Origin of the sequence: Nocardioides sp. NPDC047086, assembly GCF_040643685.1 — a bacterium.
GTDB lineage: Bacteria > Actinomycetota > Actinomycetes > Propionibacteriales > Nocardioidaceae > Nocardioides.
In genome coordinates this window covers 40,865-56,131 of record NZ_JBEYUV010000011.1, presented here as the reverse complement: position 1 = coordinate 56,131, position 15,267 = coordinate 40,865, and the positions used below count along the sequence as shown (strand labels likewise).

At 70.0% G+C, this 15,267-nt stretch carries 19 protein-coding genes and 1 tRNA gene; 7 read left to right on the top strand and 13 right to left on the bottom strand.

The window, feature by feature from the left end:
• Nucleotides 1-66 precede the first annotated feature (66 nt).
• Nucleotides 67-513, top strand: coding sequence for a MarR family transcriptional regulator (locus ABZ796_RS10615; RefSeq protein WP_357336758.1), 447 nt, complete (start codon nucleotides 67-69; stop codon nucleotides 511-513).
• A 19-nt stretch (nucleotides 514-532) separates the two neighbouring features.
• Here ABZ796_RS10615 and ABZ796_RS10610 read toward each other — a convergent pair whose 3' ends face one another.
• From ABZ796_RS10610 to ABZ796_RS10600, 3 genes are all read right to left on the bottom strand, one after another.
• Nucleotides 533-919, bottom strand: a complete 387-nt coding sequence (locus ABZ796_RS10610; protein ID WP_357336756.1) for a hypothetical protein — start codon at nucleotides 917-919, stop codon at nucleotides 533-535.
• Nucleotides 920-1,008: 89 nt separating this feature from the next.
• The gene (locus tag ABZ796_RS10605) at nucleotides 1,009-1,830 is read right to left on the bottom strand and encodes an aldo/keto reductase (RefSeq protein ID WP_357336754.1); all 822 of its coding nucleotides are present in this window, start codon (nucleotides 1,828-1,830) and stop codon (nucleotides 1,009-1,011) included.
• Nucleotides 1,831-1,858: 28 nt separating this feature from the next.
• Complete coding sequence (locus ABZ796_RS10600; RefSeq protein ID WP_357336753.1) at nucleotides 1,859-3,040, bottom strand: MFS transporter; 1,182 nt, start codon at nucleotides 3,038-3,040, stop codon at nucleotides 1,859-1,861.
• Nucleotides 3,041-3,180: 140 nt separating this feature from the next.
• Here ABZ796_RS10600 and ABZ796_RS10595 point away from each other — a divergent pair, with 140 nt between their 5' ends.
• Nucleotides 3,181-3,627 (top strand): MarR family transcriptional regulator, encoded by a 447-nt coding sequence (locus tag ABZ796_RS10595; protein ID WP_357336751.1) that lies wholly within the window; start codon nucleotides 3,181-3,183, stop codon nucleotides 3,625-3,627.
• 295 nt (nucleotides 3,628-3,922) lie between these two features.
• On the opposite strand, the gene ABZ796_RS10590 is transcribed toward ABZ796_RS10595, so the two are convergent.
• Genes ABZ796_RS10590 through ABZ796_RS10580 form a run of 3 tightly spaced genes read right to left on the bottom strand, consistent with a single transcriptional unit; the run spans nucleotide 3,923 to nucleotide 6,019 of the window.
• Nucleotides 3,923-4,531 (bottom strand): response regulator transcription factor, encoded by a 609-nt coding sequence (locus tag ABZ796_RS10590; protein WP_357336750.1) that lies wholly within the window; start codon nucleotides 4,529-4,531, stop codon nucleotides 3,923-3,925.
• Complete coding sequence (locus ABZ796_RS10585; protein WP_357336748.1) at nucleotides 4,528-5,601, bottom strand: histidine kinase; 1,074 nt, start codon at nucleotides 5,599-5,601, stop codon at nucleotides 4,528-4,530. The genes ABZ796_RS10590 and ABZ796_RS10585 overlap by 4 nt, the downstream gene beginning before the upstream one ends.
• Before the next feature lie 10 nt (nucleotides 5,602-5,611).
• Complete coding sequence (locus ABZ796_RS10580) at nucleotides 5,612-6,019, bottom strand: DUF6069 family protein (RefSeq protein ID WP_357336746.1); 408 nt, start codon at nucleotides 6,017-6,019, stop codon at nucleotides 5,612-5,614.
• Nucleotides 6,020-6,153: 134 nt separating this feature from the next.
• Here ABZ796_RS10580 and ABZ796_RS10575 point away from each other — a divergent pair, with 134 nt between their 5' ends.
• Entirely contained in the window at nucleotides 6,154-6,807 is a 654-nt protein-coding gene (locus tag ABZ796_RS10575) for an SDR family oxidoreductase (protein WP_357336744.1), read from the top strand.
• Between the two features lie 7 nt (nucleotides 6,808-6,814).
• Here ABZ796_RS10575 and ABZ796_RS10570 read toward each other — a convergent pair whose 3' ends face one another.
• The 3 genes from ABZ796_RS10570 to ABZ796_RS10560 are packed head-to-tail and all read right to left on the bottom strand — an operon-like array spanning nucleotide 6,815 to nucleotide 8,886.
• A complete protein-coding gene (locus ABZ796_RS10570; RefSeq protein WP_357336742.1) occupies nucleotides 6,815-7,333 on the bottom strand; it encodes a DinB family protein in 519 nt (172 codons plus the stop codon).
• A complete protein-coding gene (locus ABZ796_RS10565; RefSeq protein ID WP_357336740.1) occupies nucleotides 7,330-8,430 on the bottom strand; it encodes a nitronate monooxygenase in 1,101 nt (366 codons plus the stop codon). Before ABZ796_RS10565 ends, ABZ796_RS10570 begins: the two co-directional genes overlap by 4 nt.
• 9 nt (nucleotides 8,431-8,439) lie before the next feature.
• Nucleotides 8,440-8,886 (bottom strand): group II truncated hemoglobin, encoded by a 447-nt coding sequence (locus ABZ796_RS10560; protein ID WP_357336738.1) that lies wholly within the window; start codon nucleotides 8,884-8,886, stop codon nucleotides 8,440-8,442.
• Nucleotides 8,887-8,967: 81 nt separating this feature from the next.
• On the opposite strand from ABZ796_RS10560, the gene ABZ796_RS10555 reads away from it, so the two are divergent.
• On the top strand, nucleotides 8,968-9,549 hold the full coding sequence (locus ABZ796_RS10555; protein WP_357336736.1) for a dihydrofolate reductase family protein: 582 nt from the start codon (nucleotides 8,968-8,970) through the stop codon (nucleotides 9,547-9,549).
• 6 nt (nucleotides 9,550-9,555) lie between these two features.
• Here ABZ796_RS10555 and ABZ796_RS10550 read toward each other — a convergent pair whose 3' ends face one another.
• From ABZ796_RS10550 to ABZ796_RS10535, 4 genes are all read right to left on the bottom strand, one after another.
• On the bottom strand, nucleotides 9,556-10,881 hold the full coding sequence (locus tag ABZ796_RS10550) for a hypothetical protein (RefSeq protein ID WP_357336734.1): 1,326 nt from the start codon (nucleotides 10,879-10,881) through the stop codon (nucleotides 9,556-9,558).
• Nucleotides 10,882-10,959: 78 nt separating this feature from the next.
• Entirely contained in the window at nucleotides 10,960-11,376 is a 417-nt protein-coding gene (locus ABZ796_RS10545) for a limonene-1,2-epoxide hydrolase family protein (RefSeq protein ID WP_357336733.1), read from the bottom strand.
• Between the two features lie 9 nt (nucleotides 11,377-11,385).
• Complete coding sequence (locus ABZ796_RS10540) at nucleotides 11,386-12,189, bottom strand: FkbM family methyltransferase (protein WP_357336731.1); 804 nt, start codon at nucleotides 12,187-12,189, stop codon at nucleotides 11,386-11,388.
• A gap of 264 nt (nucleotides 12,190-12,453) precedes the next feature.
• Entirely contained in the window at nucleotides 12,454-13,212 is a 759-nt protein-coding gene (locus ABZ796_RS10535; RefSeq protein ID WP_357336730.1) for a thioredoxin domain-containing protein, read from the bottom strand.
• 105 nt (nucleotides 13,213-13,317) lie between these two features.
• On the opposite strand from ABZ796_RS10535, the gene orn reads away from it, so the two are divergent.
• The 3 genes from orn (at nucleotide 13,318) to ABZ796_RS10520 (ending at nucleotide 15,234) form a co-directional block, all read left to right on the top strand.
• Nucleotides 13,318-13,986, top strand: coding sequence for an oligoribonuclease (gene orn / locus ABZ796_RS10530; protein ID WP_357336875.1), 669 nt, complete (start codon nucleotides 13,318-13,320; stop codon nucleotides 13,984-13,986).
• Between the two features lie 48 nt (nucleotides 13,987-14,034).
• A tRNA-His gene (locus tag ABZ796_RS10525) sits at nucleotides 14,035-14,110 on the top strand.
• A gap of 248 nt (nucleotides 14,111-14,358) precedes the next feature.
• Nucleotides 14,359-15,234, top strand: coding sequence for a bifunctional helix-turn-helix transcriptional regulator/GNAT family N-acetyltransferase (locus ABZ796_RS10520; protein WP_357336728.1), 876 nt, complete (start codon nucleotides 14,359-14,361; stop codon nucleotides 15,232-15,234).
• Nucleotides 15,235-15,267 lie beyond the last annotated feature (33 nt).

Genomic DNA, 15,267 nt, shown 5'->3' with positions numbered 1-15,267 from the left:
AAATACCTTGCGTACAAGGAATCTACGCGGCACTTACCTTGCGCGCAAGGGTTGTAGGGTGGACGCATGACGGAGACTCGCCACAGCCTGGAGCTGAGCGAGCAGCTGTGCTTCTCGCTCTACACCGCGCAGCGGCTCGTGACCGCGGCCTACCGACCGATCCTGGACGCCCTGGGCCTGACCTACTCCCAGTACGTCGCCATGCTCGTGCTGTGGGAGAGCTCCCCCGTCACCATGGGCGAGCTCGGTGAGCGGCTGGGCCTGGACTACGGCACCGTCACGCCGCTGGTCAAGCGCCTGGAGGCAGCCGGCCTGGTCACCCGCGAGAAGCGCCCCGAGGACCAGCGCAGCGTCAGCGTCGTGCTGACCGACGCCGGGCAGGAACTCCGCACCCGAGCCGAGGGCGTGCCCGACACGATCGCCGAGGTGATGGCACTGCAGACCGAGGAGTTCACCACTCTCAAGGACTCGCTGGACCATCTCAGCGACAACGTCGCCAAGCGCCTGCCCTGAGCGGCAGACGTAACCGCACTCAGTCGGTCAGACGCAGGTCGCCCTCGGCCCGGGGCGGCAGGTGGGAGAGGGCGGCCTGGACGAGCGCTACGCGCGCCTTGACCGTGACCGCGCGGCGAAGCCGGCCGACGTCGTCACCGATGTTGCGCTCGACGGACTCGCGGATCTGCTCCTCCGGGAAGGACGGGCGACCACCGACGGGGACGTCGACGTCGGGGAGGTCGGTGAGCACCGGGAAGATCTGGGTGCCGATGCCGTCCAGGAGCTTGAAGCGCCGGAAACGGTCGGTCTCGTCCCAGACCTTGTCGATGTCGGCACCGCCCTTGCGGAACTTCCAGCCGGAGGCCAGGACGGACTTGGCCGTCCCGGTCAGGGCCACGGTGAGCTCGTGCTCGGTCAATCGCATGAGCCAAGCATGCCCCGAACCGGTCCGGACATCTGCCCCGGGCTGATCACCGATCGATAACACCTGCCCCCGGGTATCACGCGCAGATGTCAGGCGGCGTTGAAGGTCGCCGGGTCCGGGCCGGTGCGGCCCTCGCTCTCCAGGGCGTCGATCGCGGCCAGGTCGGCGGTAGTGAGATCGAAGCCGAACACGTCGAGGTTCTGCGCGATCCGCGAGGGGGTCACCGACTTGGGGATCACGACCCGGCCCTGCTGGAGGTGCCAGCGCAGGATCACCTGGGCAGTGGTGCGGCCGAGGCGGTCGGCGATCGCGGTGATGACCGGGTTCTGGAGCATGGCGCCCTGGGCGAGCGGGCTCCACGCCTCGGTCGCGATCCCGAGCCGGTCGTCGGCAGCGACCGTCGCACGCTGCTGCAGCGCCGGGTGCAGCTCGATCTGGTTGACCGCCGGCACCGTGCCGCCCAGCCCGACGATCCGGGCCAGGTGCTCGGGCAGGAAGTTCGAGACGCCGATCGCGCGGGTGCGGCCCGCGGCGTACAGCTCCTCGAGTCCCCGCCAGGCGCCGACGTACAGGTCGCGGGCCGGGGTCGGCCAGTGGATCAGGTAGAGGTCGACCTGGTCGAGACCGAGGAGCTCCAGGCTCTTCTCGTACGCCTCGACCGGCCGCTCGTGGTCGGCGTTCCAGAGCTTCGTGGTGATGAAGAGCTCCTCGCGGGCGATGCCCGACGTCGCGAGCGCGCGGCCTACACCGGCCTCGTTGCCGTAGACCGCCGCGGTGTCGATGCTGCGGTAGCCGGCCTCGAGCGCCGCGGTCACAGCCGCCTCGGTCTCCTCGTTCGGCACCTGGAAGACGCCGTAGCCGAGCTGCGGCATCTCGATGCCGTTGTTCAGGGTGATGGTCGGGATGGTCATGAGACTTCCTTCTCTCAGGAGTTGGGATTCAGGCAGGAACAGGGACGGACGTACGCCGCTCGCCCCCGGGCGCTCGAACCGCGACCAGCAGCACGAGCAGGCCGAGCGCGGTGACCCCGGCGCCCGCCCACAGCGGCGAGGTGTAGCCGAGTCCCGCGGCGAGGGTGACGCCGCCGATCCATGCGCCGAGCGCGTTGCCGACATTGAAGGCGGCGATGTTGGCGCCGGAGGCGAGAGTGGGGGCCTTGTCGGCGTACCCCATCACCCGCATCTGCAGGGCCGGCACCGTGCCGAAGCCGACCGCGCCCATCAGGACCAGCGCGACGACGGTCAGCACCTGGCTGGTGGCGACGAGGGCGAAGGCGGCGAGGACGAGGGTCAGGGCGGCGAGCAGCACGCCGAGGGTCTTGACGACGTCTCGGTCCGCGGCGCGACCACCGACGATGTTGCCGACGAAGAGCCCGACCCCGAAGAGGACCAGCAGCAGCGGGACCGCACCGGCGGAGAACCCGCTGACCTCGGTCAGGGTGAAGGCGATGTAGGTGAACCCGCCGAACATCCCTCCGTAGCCGAGCACGGTCAGGGCGATCGAGAACCAGACCTGAGGGCTGGCGAAGGCGGCCAGCTCGGTGCGTACGGCCGGTGCGGCCGCTTCGTTGCGGCCGGTGTGGGCCGGGACCAGGAGGGCGATGCCGATGAAAGCGATGATGCCGATGACGGTGATGGCCCAGAAGGTCGAGCGCCAGCCGGCGGCTTGGCCGAGCAGGGTGCCCAGCGGCACGCCGAGGACGTTGGCCAGGGTGAGGCCGCCGAACATGAACGCGATCGCGCTGGCCTTGCGCTCCGGGGCGACCAGCTGCGCTGCGACGACAGCGCCGATGCCGAAGAAGGCGCCATGGCACAGCGCCGCGACGATCCGGCCGACCATCATCGTGGCGTAGTCGGGTGAGATCGCGGAGATCAGGTTGCCGATGATGAACAGCACCATCAGACCCAGCAGGGCGAGCTTGCGGGGCACGCGGGTGAGGGCGAGCGTCAGGGCGATCGCGCCGATCGCGACGCTGAGGGCATAGCCAGAGATGAGGTAGCCGGCGGTGGTCTCGCTGACCGCGAAGTCGGTGGAGACTTCGGGCAGCAGGCCCATGATGACGAACTCGGTGAGGCCGATGCCGAACCCTCCGATCGCGAGGGCTAGCAGTGCGACGGGCATGGATGACTCCTGAACGCGGACGGGTTGCATCTGTCGATAGTCGGCGTGCGCAGTAGTTGCACACGCGTCATATTTATAGTTGCACGCGCGCACTATCCGCGCAACTCGGGTATGCTGGAGACGTCCACGAAGGAGGACCCATGGGAATCGCTGATGACGCCGTCGAGATCCGCGCTCAGGGCTGGCGCACGCTGGCAGCCGTGCACGGACTGATCGAGGCTGCGCTCGAGAAGGCCCTGCAGCGCGAGCACGGGTTGTCGGTCGTCGAGTTCACCGTCCTCGACGCGCTCAGCCGCCAGGACGGCTGGCACATGCGCATGCAGCAGCTGGCCCGCGCCGCCGCCCTGTCCTCGTCGGCCACGACCCGCCTGGTCACGCGCCTGGAGAACCGCAATCTCCTCACCCGGATCCTGTGCGCGGACGACCGGCGCGGGATCTACACCGAGCTCACGCCCGCTGGGCGCGCCCTGCTGCAGAAGGCCCGCCCGCTGCACGACGAGGTGCTGCGCACGGCGCTGGACGAGGCCGCCGAGATCCCCGAGCTGGCACCGCTCGTGCACGCGCTCGGGTCACTGGCACCTGCCTGACGAAGCTGGCACAGAAGCCAGCGGGCTCCGCTCGTAGCTAGCCAGCGCCGCTCCGGGCGAGGTCGCCGCGAGGCGAACGAAAATTCGTTCACAGTCGCGGGGCGAACGAACTTTCACTCGCCACCACGGGGCGAACGAACTTTCATTCACCACCACGGGGCGAACGAATTTTCATTCACCACCACCGAGCGAACGAAAATTCACTCACCCATCGCAGGTGAAGGAATTTTCGTTCATCCCACTCTGGGCGACCCCCGCTCCGGGACCGGCGAGACAAACGAGCGCCGTCCGGAGATCAGCCCAGCCAGCCGTTGCGCCGAGCAGCGAGGGCGGCCTCGGTCTTGTTGCGGGTGCCGGTCTTGCCGATGGCCGCGGAGAGATAGTTGCGCACCGTGCTCGGTGAGAGGAAGAGCCGACCGGCGATGTCGGCGATGCTCGACCCGTCCTCGGAGGCCGCGAGCACGTCCCGCTCCCGCGCGGTGAGCGGGTTCGGGGCGGCCCGGAGCGTGGCGGCGGCGAGCGCCGGGTCGAGCACGGTCTCGCCGCGCAGCACCCGGCGGATCGCGTCGGCCAGCTCCTCGACCGGCCCGTCCTTGACCAGGAACCCGACCGCGCCCGCGGCCATCGCCTCGCGAACATAGCCGGGCCGGGAGAACGTCGTCAGGATCATCACCCGGCACCCCGGCAGCCGCGCGGCCAGCTCCCGCGCGGCCTCGATCCCGCTGATGCCGGGCAGCTCGATGTCGAGCAGGGCCACGTCCGGGCGCACCTCGAGAGCGGTCGGCACGATCTCGGTGCCGGTCCCGACCTGGGCGACCACCTCGAGGTCGTCCTCGAGCCCCAGCAGCACGGCCAGCGCGCCGCGCATCATCGCCTGGTCCTCAGCGAGCAGGATCCGGATCACGAGGCCGGCACCCTCGCCTCGAGACGGAACCCGTCGTCCCCAGGACGTACGTCGAGGCGACCGTCGACCGCCCGCAGCCGCTGCCTCAGGCCATCGAGCCCGCCCGACCTCTCGCCGGGACCGCCCGGGCCCACCGGACCACCGATCCCGTCATCGACCACGGCGAGCCGGAGCTCGCCGCCGTCCTCGGTGAGCTCGAAGCGGCAGGTCGCCGCCCCGGAGTGACGCAGCACGTTCGTGGCCCCCTCGCGCACCACCCAGGCCAGTGCCTGGCCGGCGATGTCGGGCACCTCTGACGGGGCTGCGCTCACGGACGTACGGATCCCGGCGGCATCGAGCGCGCGCCGCGCGCCGTCGAGCTCCTCGGCGAGGGAGAGCGTCTTCATCTGGTCGACGGCGGCGCGGACGTCGGTCAGAGCGGCGCGCCCGACCTCCTCGATGTCGGCGGCGTGCGCGGCGGCCGCCTCCGGATCGCGGGGCGCCAGGCGGCGTACGGCCTGGGCCTTGACGACCATCACGCTCAACGTGTGGCCGAGCAGGTCGTGCAGGTCGCGGGACATCCGGGCCCGCTCCTCGGCCACCGCCACCCGGGCCAGCTCCTCCCGGGTGCGGCGGAGCTGCTCGACCGCCTCGATGAGGCGCAGGAACGAGGTGGTCGTCACCCCGCTGAGGAGTACGCCGCCGACACTGATCAGGTAGGCGTCACCGATGCCCTCGATGACCGCGATCGAGACCGCGACCCCGACCGTGGCCGCGCCGATGGCAAGCACCAGGCGCCAGCCGTGCAGGACCGCCGGGGAGACGATCGCCAGCACTCCCCAGATCGTCTGCCAGCCCTCACCCTGGATCGCGGCGAGCACGATCAGGGCGACGAGGACCGGCAGCAGGACACGGACCCGGCCGGTGATCACGAGGGCGACCGCGGCGGCGCCGAGAGCCAGCACCAGCGCCACCTGGCCGACGGCCACGAGCACGTCGCCGGAGAGGTTGAGCAGCGGGAAGAGCAGCAGCACCGGCAGCCACACCAGCACGACGCCGTGTCGCTGGAGGTGACACCACAGGCTGGACACGACGCTCACCCTAGCGTCGGCGCAGACCGGCGATGACGACAACCGCCACCACCACGTGCAGGCTGGCCAGCCCGAGGCCGGCGGCCAGGGTGAGCGCGCTGGTCGGCGTGATGAGGGAGAGCACGGCGATCCCGGCGGCGAGGATGGTCCACCGCCGCGTCCCACGCTCGGAACGGCCCTCCCACCAGCGCAGCAACGCACCGCCGACCAGTGCGATCAGCAGGCTGCTCACGATCACCGAGGCGACCCCGATCTGCTGGCTGCCGCTGCCCGACTTCACCTCGAGGTCGACTCCCCCGGCCTGACTCCACAGCAGCCACACCACCGTCGCCGCCCCGGCGGCCACCGCCGCCACTGCGCCGATCCGGCGCCAGCCGACCCGGGTGCGCTGCGCGGTCTCGTTCGTCACGGTTGTCATGCGATCTCTCCTTCTCCACCACCCACCGTGGGTGGTGTCTCCAGACTCGCGTTTCGAGGCACCCAGGCGTCAGATCTGATTGTCCGGACCCGACGGTGACAATTGTCAGTGGCGCATGTGCCTATCGTGGAGGCATGCGAATCGCCATCGTCGGCGGCCACGGCAAGGTCGCCCTGCATCTTCATCCGCTCCTCGCCGCCGCGGGCCACACCCCGGTCGCGCTCGTACGCAGCGAGAGCTACCGAGCCGAGCTCGAGGCCCTCCGGGCCGAGGTCGGCCTGCTCGACATCGAGAACCAGGACGCCGACGGGTTCGCCGCTGCCTTCTCCGGCTGCGACGCGGTGGTCTTCGCCGCCGGCGGCGGCCCCGACGGCAACAAGGAGCGCAAGCGCACCGTCGACCTGGAGGGCTCGACGAAGTCGATCGCGGGCGCGAAGGCCGCCGGTATCCGGCGCTTCGTGCAGATCTCGGCGATCGGCGTCGACGATCCGGTCTCGGCCGACGCCGGCGAGGTCTGGAAGGCCTACGTCGAGGCCAAGCGCGACGCCGACATCGCCCTGCGCGACAGCGATCTGGAGTGGACCATCCTGCGTCCCGGTGGCCTCACCGACGAGCCCGGGACCGGCCGGGTGAAGCTGGCCCCCAAGCTCGAGCGCGGCACCATCCCGCGCGCCGACGTGGCCGCGGTCATCGCCGCGGTCATCGACGACGACGCCACCGTGGGCAAGCAGTGGGAGGTCGTCTCCGGCGACGCCTCGATCGACGAGGCCATCGCCGCCGTCCTCTGAGCCCGGCTCAGCGCAGACCCAGCAGACCCTTGACGTACGCCGCCTGGCCGATGTGCTGGGCGGCGTCGTCGACGACGCTGACCAGCCGCACGGCAGTGGTGACCGGCGGGTCCCAGTGCTCGTCGATGACGCGTGCGAGATCCTCCTCGCTCAGCGAGTCGACCAGCTCGATCGTGGCCGCATGGACGGCCTGGTAGTAGCCGGTCAGCAGCGTCGGGTCCTCCAGCCGAAAGGCGCCGACCTCCTCGGCGGTCTGGCCGTATCCCATCGCGCGCGGCCGATAGGGCAGCCCGAACCGCTCCACCCAGCCGTCGCGAGCCCACACCTCGTCGGTGCCGGCGAGCGGCGCGATCTGGGCGTCCTCCATCCGGGCGATGTGCCACAGGGTCCAGGCGATCGAGTTCGCCCGGTCGTAGGGCCGCCACAGCAGGTCATCGACCGAGAGGCCGTCGATGATCTCGGGAAGGGTCTCCGCGATCCGGCCGAAGCCGTCCGCGAGCAGTCGCTGGGGCCAGGTTTCGCTCATGCCTTCCGTTCTACACCGTCGGCCTCGGCCGTGTCCGGAAGGTGGCCGCGGGCCTCGCTCCACATCCGGGTCACGATGTCGGCGGCCGGCTCGGCGGTCGCGCGTGCTGCTGCCTGACCGGCCCAGTGGTTGGCCCGGTCCAGGGGCGCCTCGGCAGCAGGGTCGGGCGTGCCCTTGCGCCACCGGGCGACCAGCCTGCGCTGGTGCGGGTAGGGCGCGGGCGAAGGCGCACCCGGTGCCTCCCAGGAGCGCACATAGGGAGTCGGGGCGGCACGGCCGAGGCGGCCGGAGTAGGCCCGGGTGGCGACCGTGTCCTCCGGCGCGAGGCCGTCCAGGGAGGACGCCCAGGCGTCGGCGATCCCCGTCTCCGGCGACCGCAGCAGCGCGGTGCCGACCTGCACGGCGCTCGCCCCGAGGGTCAGCGCGGCGGCAACGGCACGCCCGTCGGCGATCGCGCCGGCAGCGATGACCGGTACGTCGACCCCGTCGGCGATGTGCGGCAGCAGCGCGAAGAGCCCCACGGCAGTACGCTCCGCCGTCCCGGGTTCGAAGACGCCACGGTGCCCGCCGGCCTCGAGACCCTGCGCGACGATGGCGTCGGCACCAGCCTCCTGCGCGGCCCGCGCCTCGGCCAGGGTCGTGGCGCACGCGAACCAGGCGATCCCGGCCTGATGCAGACGGTCGACGTAGTCCGCCGGGAAGAGCCCCATGATCGAGGAGACCGCCCTCGGCCGGGCGGCGAGCATCGCCTCGCACTGCTCCTCGAACGACGGCGCAGGCGGCTGCTCGGGGCCCGGCGTACCGAACCGGGCCAGGAACTCCTCCGCCGCCGAGATCCTCGCGGGGTCGTCGTCGGCCGGGTCGGGGATCCAGATGTTCAGCTGGAACGGACCCGCCGACATCGACCGGAACTCGGCGGCCCACGCCGCGATCCGATCCGGCGGGTCGAGCACCACCCCCGCCGCGCCCATCCCGCCTGCGTCGGCGACCGCGGCCGCCGACGCCGGCGGGCAGGCACCCGCCATCGGCGCCTGAAGGATCGGCATCGAGAGGCCGTACGCCTCACAGAACTCCTGAGCACGTCGTCGAGCGGTCACCCCGCCAGGCTAGTCCTTGACCAGTCCGTCGCGACCCCAACGGGGCGTCGGTCCCGGGTCGCCGAGATCGGTCCCCGGTGGGTCCTGGGAGACGTCCTTGGCGATCGCGGTACCCCACTCGAAGTAGGCCATCAACGTCTTGTGCAGGTCCGGCTGCGCGGCCAGGACCTCCTCGATCGCGGCATGCATGAGCTCGAGCCAGCGCTGCCGGTGCTCCTCGCGGATCCCGAGACCGAGGTGGACCTTCAGCAGGGCTTGATGGCCACCGAGCCCGGCGGTGAAGTCGGCGGGGCCACCGAAGATCTCACCCAGCCAGATCGCCACCCGCTCGACATGGGTGGGTGTGAAGTTCGCGAACACCGGCGCGAGTAGCTCGTCGGCAAGCACCCTTTCGTAGAACGCGTCACTCAACCGGCGTAGCGCGGGCCCGCCGCCGAGGTCGTCGTACAAGGTCATGATTCACCATCACGTGCGACACCGAGATGTGCAACGAAATACTTGTGGCGACCTGTGGTCCCGCAGGGCAGGATCGGCCGCATGCGCACACTCATCTACTCAGCGTTCGTGTCCCTCGACGGCGTCGTCGACTCGCCCGGCGGCGGCTCCTCGTCCGAGCAGCACCGCAGCGCCGGCTGGACGTTCCAGGACATCGAGTTCCTCCCGGAGGCCTACGCCATCAAGGGCAGCGAGATGGAGGAGGCCGGCGCGATGATGTTCGGCCGCCGCAGCTATGAGGCCTTCGCGCCGATCTGGCCCGACATCGAGGACTTCACGGTGGTCAAGGAGATCCCGAAGTACGTCGTCTCCACTTCCCTCGGCGACGACGCCCTGGTCGAGGGATGGGGTCCGCAGACCATCCTGAGGTCGCTGGCGGAGGTCGAGGAGCTCAAGCAGGGCGACGGCGGCCCGATCCTGGTCGCCGGCAGCGCCGAGCTCGCCCGCAACCTCTCCGACGCCGGCCTGATCGACCGCTACCACCTGCTCGTCTTCCCGGTCGTCCTCGGCGCCGGGAAGTCGATGTGGAGCGAGACCGACAAGGACAAGCAGCGGCTCGAGCTGGTCGAGTCGGAGGCCTACACCAACGGCATCCTCAAGCTCGTCTACGACGTCGCCCGCTGATCCCGATCAGGGACAGCGCGCGTAGAGGCGACGCGACCCGGTCCCGTACGCCGCGGGATCGGTGAACGCGCAGCCGTAGTCGGGTGCGGCGACGGCTGCCCGGTCGAGCACCTTGTCGCCGACCGGGCGCTCGCCGTGCTCGACCCAGCCGACGAGGTCGCCCCAGGCGGTCGCGGCCTCGGTGGGACTGAACTCGCAGTGCCCGGCCGAGCGGATCGCGCGCTGCACGACCAGCCCACCGCGGTGGTGCCGGTTCACCTCGCGCAGATAGATCTGTTCCAGCGAGAACGGCACGAACATGTCGCCGAGGTTGTGCAGGCTCACCACCGGGGCGGTGGGACGGCCGGAGATCCGAGACGGGGCGTTGAGCCGGTGGCTGTAGCGGCCGGCCGGGTCGACGGGATCGATCCGCTCGATCTCGGCGTCGAGGTCGACCGGCGAGCTCGGCGTGTAGACGGTGTCCCGGTTGGTCGCGACCCGGCCGATGTTGAAACCGAGCGTGCCACCGTCGTCCACCGACGGCAGCGTGAACAGGAAGTCCTTCCACTGCCCGAAGGCTGCGGCCGCGCCCGGCCGTGGACCACCGCTGCGCTCGATGGTCATCGCCCGCAGCTGCTCCCCCTCGGGAGTGAGGGTGCCGCCGAGCCCGAGTCGCTCCTTGATCAGCGGGACGTCGACGCTCTGGTAGTTCTCGTCGTAGGGGTAGGCGTCGTGCCCGGCGAGCGCCTGCGCGCCCAGGTTGTAGTCGACGAAGAAGTCGAAGAGCTCGACGTCCCCCAGCTGCCCGCACATCGGCAGCGCCCCGTCGTAGAAGCCCGGATACTGCTCCAGCGAGCGCCCGATCACGTGCCCGCCCATCGACACCCCGGTCACATACGTGCGGCTCGCGCGGCGTGGCAGCAGCTTCGAGGCGTACGTCGCGAGGTCCCGGGTCGAGCGCACCCCGGCGCCCACGTCGTAACCGTTGGTCGAGTAGCTCGACGCCGCCCAGGCGTAGCCCTGCTCGAGGAACGTACGCCGCAGCCCGAAGCCCGGTGTCTCCGGCGTCAGCGTGTAACTGAGCCCGCGGTAGCCGTGGGCCCACATCACCAGCTCGCCGTTCCAGTCCGCCGGCACCTCGAGGATGTACGCGGCGTGCTCGTGCACCCCCTGGCGCACCGTGGTCGTCTGCCCGTCCACGACGATCGGCGCCACCGGCGGGTTGCTGATCGTGTAGCCGGGCAGCGGCTGGTCACCAGGTGGTTCGGGGTCGGCGACGGCCTGGCCCGTGGAGGCGACCAGAGCGGAAGCGATCAGGAGCAGGGCGAGGAGAGCGGCCGACGCACGGGGCATGTCTCCGAGAGTAGGACTCGCTGTGACTGGCGTCACAGGAACAGCGCACGACGTGCCTCGTGCAGTGCGCACAACGCCTCAGCGGCCGACGGCCTTCCGGATCGCACCGAACGCCGCCTGGCCGACACCCTTGATGCCCGCCGCGATGAACGTCGTCCAGTCGAAGTAGTCGCGCCAGAGCACGATCTTGCCGTCGCGCACCTCGAAGGTCCCGCACACCCAGAACTCGGCGGAGACGGCACCGCGGCTGAGCACGTCGATGCGCTCGGTGAGCACCACCGGGCCGTTGGCCGCGATGTTGATCATCCGGACCTCGAAGCCGGTGGTGTACTTCCCCATGATCCGCAGCTGGCGCCCGACCTCGGACAGGCCGCGGGCCGGCGGGAGGGGCACGTTCTGGTAGGTGACGTCGTCGGCGCACAGCGCCAGCGCCACGTCGACGTCGCCGGTCTCGAGCGCGGCGAGGAACTGCTCGACGATCTGGATCTCGGTCATGCGGCCACGTTATCGCTGTTCAGCGGCCAGCGTCGGGCTCAGGACCAGACAGTCCTGACGGTGCAGGGCCGGGTCGTCGAGAAGCACCTCGACGGCGACCCTGTCGCTGGGCACCCGCCGTAGCGCGGTCGAGTCCTTCTCCTTGACGAACACGCCGCGGGTCCGAGCCAGCTCGGCGAGGTAGCCACGGTCCATGTGCTCGATCTCGAGCATCAGCGCCCAGTGCTTCGTGTCTTCCAGGGACCTGGCGGCACCGTCGACCACCTCGCGCTCGAAGCCCTCGACGTCCACCTTCACGCAGAACGACCGCCCCGAGCCGCCGAGCACCTCGTCGAGTGTGGTGACCTCGACCTCTCGGACCTGCCAGCGCGCCGAGCCGTCGTGACGCTCGTCGTGCAGCGACGACGTCCCCGACCAGGTCCGGTCGACCGCGAACCGGGCGGTGCCGGACCTGTCGGCGACGGCCTGTGAGCGCAGGTCGATCGTGATCCCGCGGGCGTCGAGGGTCTTGCGCAGGACCTTGTGCAGCGACGTGTTCGGCTCGAACCCGATCAGCTCTGCCTCCGCCGGGATCTCCACCCCGACGAGCATCTCGCCGTAGTTCACGCCGATGTCGATCATGGTGCACCACTCGTGCAGCCCGAGCGCCACCCGCCACAGCTCGAGCGAGCCACGGATGATCCGCCCCTTGTTGGCGATCAGGCCCAGAGCCCGCGGATCGGTCGGCCTCACATAGATCCGATGGCCCTCTTCGGTCGTCGCGTACGCCATCTCGAGCACCTTCGCGTTGGAGTCTTCCAGCCCAGCCGCCATTGGCTGTCGCCGAACCCTAAGGCGGCTACCGAAACGGCAGCCGAACCCTGGGCGACGCGGACCGGACCACGAGCGAGAGGTACGTCCCTGACCGGGCCGTCGGCCATCAGGACTGGATGATCGCCTGCACGACGGTCCACAGCCCGACCAGAGCGAAGTAGGCCACCAGAAGGATCCCGACCACGCTGAGGAAGATCTGGGTCTGCCGAGTCACGTGAGCGACCCTACGCCACCGGCCGGCGGTTCAACCGCCGCGCGCTCAGGTCAGGAGACCTGCTCGACCAGGTTCGCGGCGTACTCCTCGATGGTGTTGCCGTCCTGGAACTGCTTTCCGTCGAGCAGGATGGTCGGGGTGCCCTGGACACCGTCGGCAGCGGCCGCCTTGGTGGCGGCGTCGGCCCAGGCCTTGCCGTCGAGGCTCTCGATGCGGTCCTTGACGGCCGACTCCTCGGCACCGGCCTCGACGGCCAGATCGACGAGGTCGGCGGCCTTCGGGAAGGGGCCGGACTCGCTGGGCTGGTTCTCGAAGAGCAGGTCGTGGAACTTCTTGGCGACCTCGTCACCGGCCTCCTCCTGGACGACCGCGAAGGCCGAGGTGGCGAGCTCGGAGTAGGGGCCGACCTGATCGAGGAGCACGAACGGGCGGTAGTCGACCTGGACCTTGCCGTCGGCGGCCAGCTCGGCAAGATCGTCGCGGGAGGCGGCCTCGAAATCACCGCAGTAGGGGCACAGGAAGTCCTCGTAGATGACGACCTTGTGGGGCGCGTCGTCGGGTCCGATGACCAGGCCGTGCTCGCTGCTGCCAGCCTCGACCGCGGTGACCTCGCTGTCACCGGACCGGTTCAGGCTGAACCAGACGAGGCCACCGATGATCACCGCGATCGCGGCGACGATCGCCACGACGGTGAGGATCGACTTGCGGGCCTGCTTCTTGCGCAGCGCCTCCAGCTCCGCGGCGGCCTTGGCAGCGCGGGCCTCACGCTTGTCCTTGCGCGAGGGGCTGCTGGCTGAATCCGTGCTCATGGAGCCAACATAAGCCGGTCTCCTGAGCGCAGGCTGAAACCACGCCATGGGAACCGTTATCACATCGTCGCCTAACCCGCCGTGAAGCCGTTGACCAGCGGCGTTATGGTGCTCTGCGTGGCTTCACTGAACGAACGTCTGGTCTGGATCGACTGCGAGATGACCGGGTTGTCCCTCGAGAACGACGCGCTCATCGAGGTGGCGGCCCTCGTCACCGACTTCGATCTCAACGTGCTCGGCGACGGGGTCGACATCATCATCAAACCCCCGGCCGAGGCGCTGGAGCAGATGGACGACTTCGTGCGCGACATGCACACCAAGTCCGGCCTGCTGGTCGAGCTCGAGAACGGTGTGCCGATGCGCGAGGCGGAGGAGCAGGTCCTGGCGTACGTCTGGGAGCACTGCGGCAAGGACTCCCGGCCGCCTCTGGGCGGCAACACGGTGGCCACCGACCGCAACTTCCTGGCCCGCGACATGCCCGAGCTCGAGGGGTTCCTGCACTACCGCAACGTCGACGTCTCCTCGATCAAGGAGCTGTCGCGCCGCTGGTTCCCGCGCACCTACTTCTCGGCTCCCCCCAAGCGCGGCAACCACCGCGCCCTGGCCGACATCCAGGAGTCGATCGAGGAGCTTCGCTACTACCGCGAGGCGGTCTTCGTCCCGATGCCCGGCCCCGACTCGGACACCGCCAAGGAGATCGCCGGCCGGCACGGTGCCTCGATCACGGGCCTGATCGATCCGGCCGAGGCCCCCGATTCCACAGATCAGACCTGATTCCCCTATGATTCTTGCTGGTTCGGACATGCGCTGTCCGGGCCGATGGTGGGCGTAGCTCAGCTGGTAGAGCATCGCGTTGTGGTCGCGAGGGTCGCGGGTTCAAGCCCCGTCGCTCACCCCATCAGAGCGAGGTTCAAACACCGACCGGAGTCGGGTTTGAACCTCGCTCTTCTTTTATCCGTGCGCCATCGAGACGCGGGCCGGCGCGCCGTGCTCGAGGGCGACCCAGAGCGCACCGTCCGGCCCGGGAACGATGATCGTCGGACCTGAGTCGGCCGCCAGCGGGAAGGTGGCCGGGGGTTCTCACGGGACGAGGCGGCCGATCTCGCTCCCTTGGATTCCCGGAGATATCTGACTAAAGTCAGATATATGACAGTGGACACCTCGGTGATGCGCAAGTTCAACATGAGCTACGTCCGTCGGGTGGGAGCCCTCGAGGACTCCTTCCTCGGCAGCGGACTCCCCTACGGCACCGCCCGCATCCTCTACGAGATCGGGCTCGGCGCGGGGACCGTCCAGGAACTGAGGATCCGCCTCGGCGGCCTGGACTCCGGCTACGTCAGCCGGATGCTGCGGACCCTGGAGACCAAGGGGTACGTCACGGTGAAGCCCGATCCTGCCGACGGCCGGCGTCGCCTGGTGGAGCTCACCGAGGACGGCATCAAGCAGTGGGACGACCTCGAGCGCCGGTCGGAGGAGCGCGCCCATCAGCTGCTCGACCCGCTGACACCGCGGCAGCGCGACCGCCTCAACGAGGCCCTGGCGACGGCCGACCTGCTGGTGCGGGCCGCATCGATCACCATCGAGCAGGTCGACCCGCGCGACCCGATGGCGCAGGAGGCGATGGGCCACTACTTCGCCGAGATCGGCGACCGGTTCGGGTTCACCGTCGGCGACGAGGGCTTCGGCGACGACCCGTCGCTGCGGCCGCCCCACGGCACCTTCTTCGTCGCCGCCAGCGACGGCGCCCCGGTCGCCTCCGGCGCGGTGCGCGAGTTCGAAGACACCGCCGAGATCAAGCGGATGTGGGTCGACCCCGCCTGGCGCGGCGCCGGCCTCGGCTCACGCCTGTTGCGCCACCTCGAGGCCGAGGCGCTGCGGCTCGGGCACCGGGTCGTACGTCTCGACACCCGCGACGTCCTCAGCGAGGCGATCGGGATGTACGAGCGGGCCGGCTACGAGCGCATCGACCGCTACAACGACAACCCCCACGCCACCCACTTCTTCCGCAAGGAGCTGGGCTGAATGCTCACCGAGGCAACTCGGTGAGCGCTTGCC

Bases quoted from the DNA above. Each gene is read 5' to 3' on its own strand.
- ABZ796_RS10550 (WP_357336734.1), bottom strand. From the start codon at position 10,881: ATGCCCCGTGCGTCGGCCGCTCTCCTCGCCCTGCTCCTGATCGCTTCC.
- ABZ796_RS10555 (WP_357336736.1), top strand. From the start codon at position 8,968: ATGCGCACACTCATCTACTCAGCGTTCGTGTCCCTCGACGGCGTCGTC.
- ABZ796_RS10615 (WP_357336758.1), top strand. From the start codon at position 67: ATGACGGAGACTCGCCACAGCCTGGAGCTGAGCGAGCAGCTGTGCTTC.
- ABZ796_RS10575 (WP_357336744.1), top strand. From the start codon at position 6,154: ATGCGAATCGCCATCGTCGGCGGCCACGGCAAGGTCGCCCTGCATCTT.
- orn (WP_357336875.1), top strand. From the start codon at position 13,318: ATGGTGCTCTGCGTGGCTTCACTGAACGAACGTCTGGTCTGGATCGAC.
- ABZ796_RS10605 (WP_357336754.1), bottom strand. From the start codon at position 1,830: ATGACCATCCCGACCATCACCCTGAACAACGGCATCGAGATGCCGCAG.
- ABZ796_RS10535 (WP_357336730.1), bottom strand. From the start codon at position 13,212: ATGAGCACGGATTCAGCCAGCAGCCCCTCGCGCAAGGACAAGCGTGAG.
- ABZ796_RS10520 (WP_357336728.1), top strand. From the start codon at position 14,359: ATGACAGTGGACACCTCGGTGATGCGCAAGTTCAACATGAGCTACGTC.
- ABZ796_RS10560 (WP_357336738.1), bottom strand. From the start codon at position 8,886: ATGACCTTGTACGACGACCTCGGCGGCGGGCCCGCGCTACGCCGGTTG.
- ABZ796_RS10595 (WP_357336751.1), top strand. From the start codon at position 3,181: ATGGGAATCGCTGATGACGCCGTCGAGATCCGCGCTCAGGGCTGGCGC.
- ABZ796_RS10610 (WP_357336756.1), bottom strand. From the start codon at position 919: ATGCGATTGACCGAGCACGAGCTCACCGTGGCCCTGACCGGGACGGCC.
- ABZ796_RS10545 (WP_357336733.1), bottom strand. From the start codon at position 11,376: ATGACCGAGATCCAGATCGTCGAGCAGTTCCTCGCCGCGCTCGAGACC.
- ABZ796_RS10570 (WP_357336742.1), bottom strand. From the start codon at position 7,333: ATGAGCGAAACCTGGCCCCAGCGACTGCTCGCGGACGGCTTCGGCCGG.
- ABZ796_RS10580 (WP_357336746.1), bottom strand. From the start codon at position 6,019: ATGACAACCGTGACGAACGAGACCGCGCAGCGCACCCGGGTCGGCTGG.
- ABZ796_RS10540 (WP_357336731.1), bottom strand. From the start codon at position 12,189: ATGGCGGCTGGGCTGGAAGACTCCAACGCGAAGGTGCTCGAGATGGCG.
- ABZ796_RS10600 (WP_357336753.1), bottom strand. From the start codon at position 3,040: ATGCCCGTCGCACTGCTAGCCCTCGCGATCGGAGGGTTCGGCATCGGC.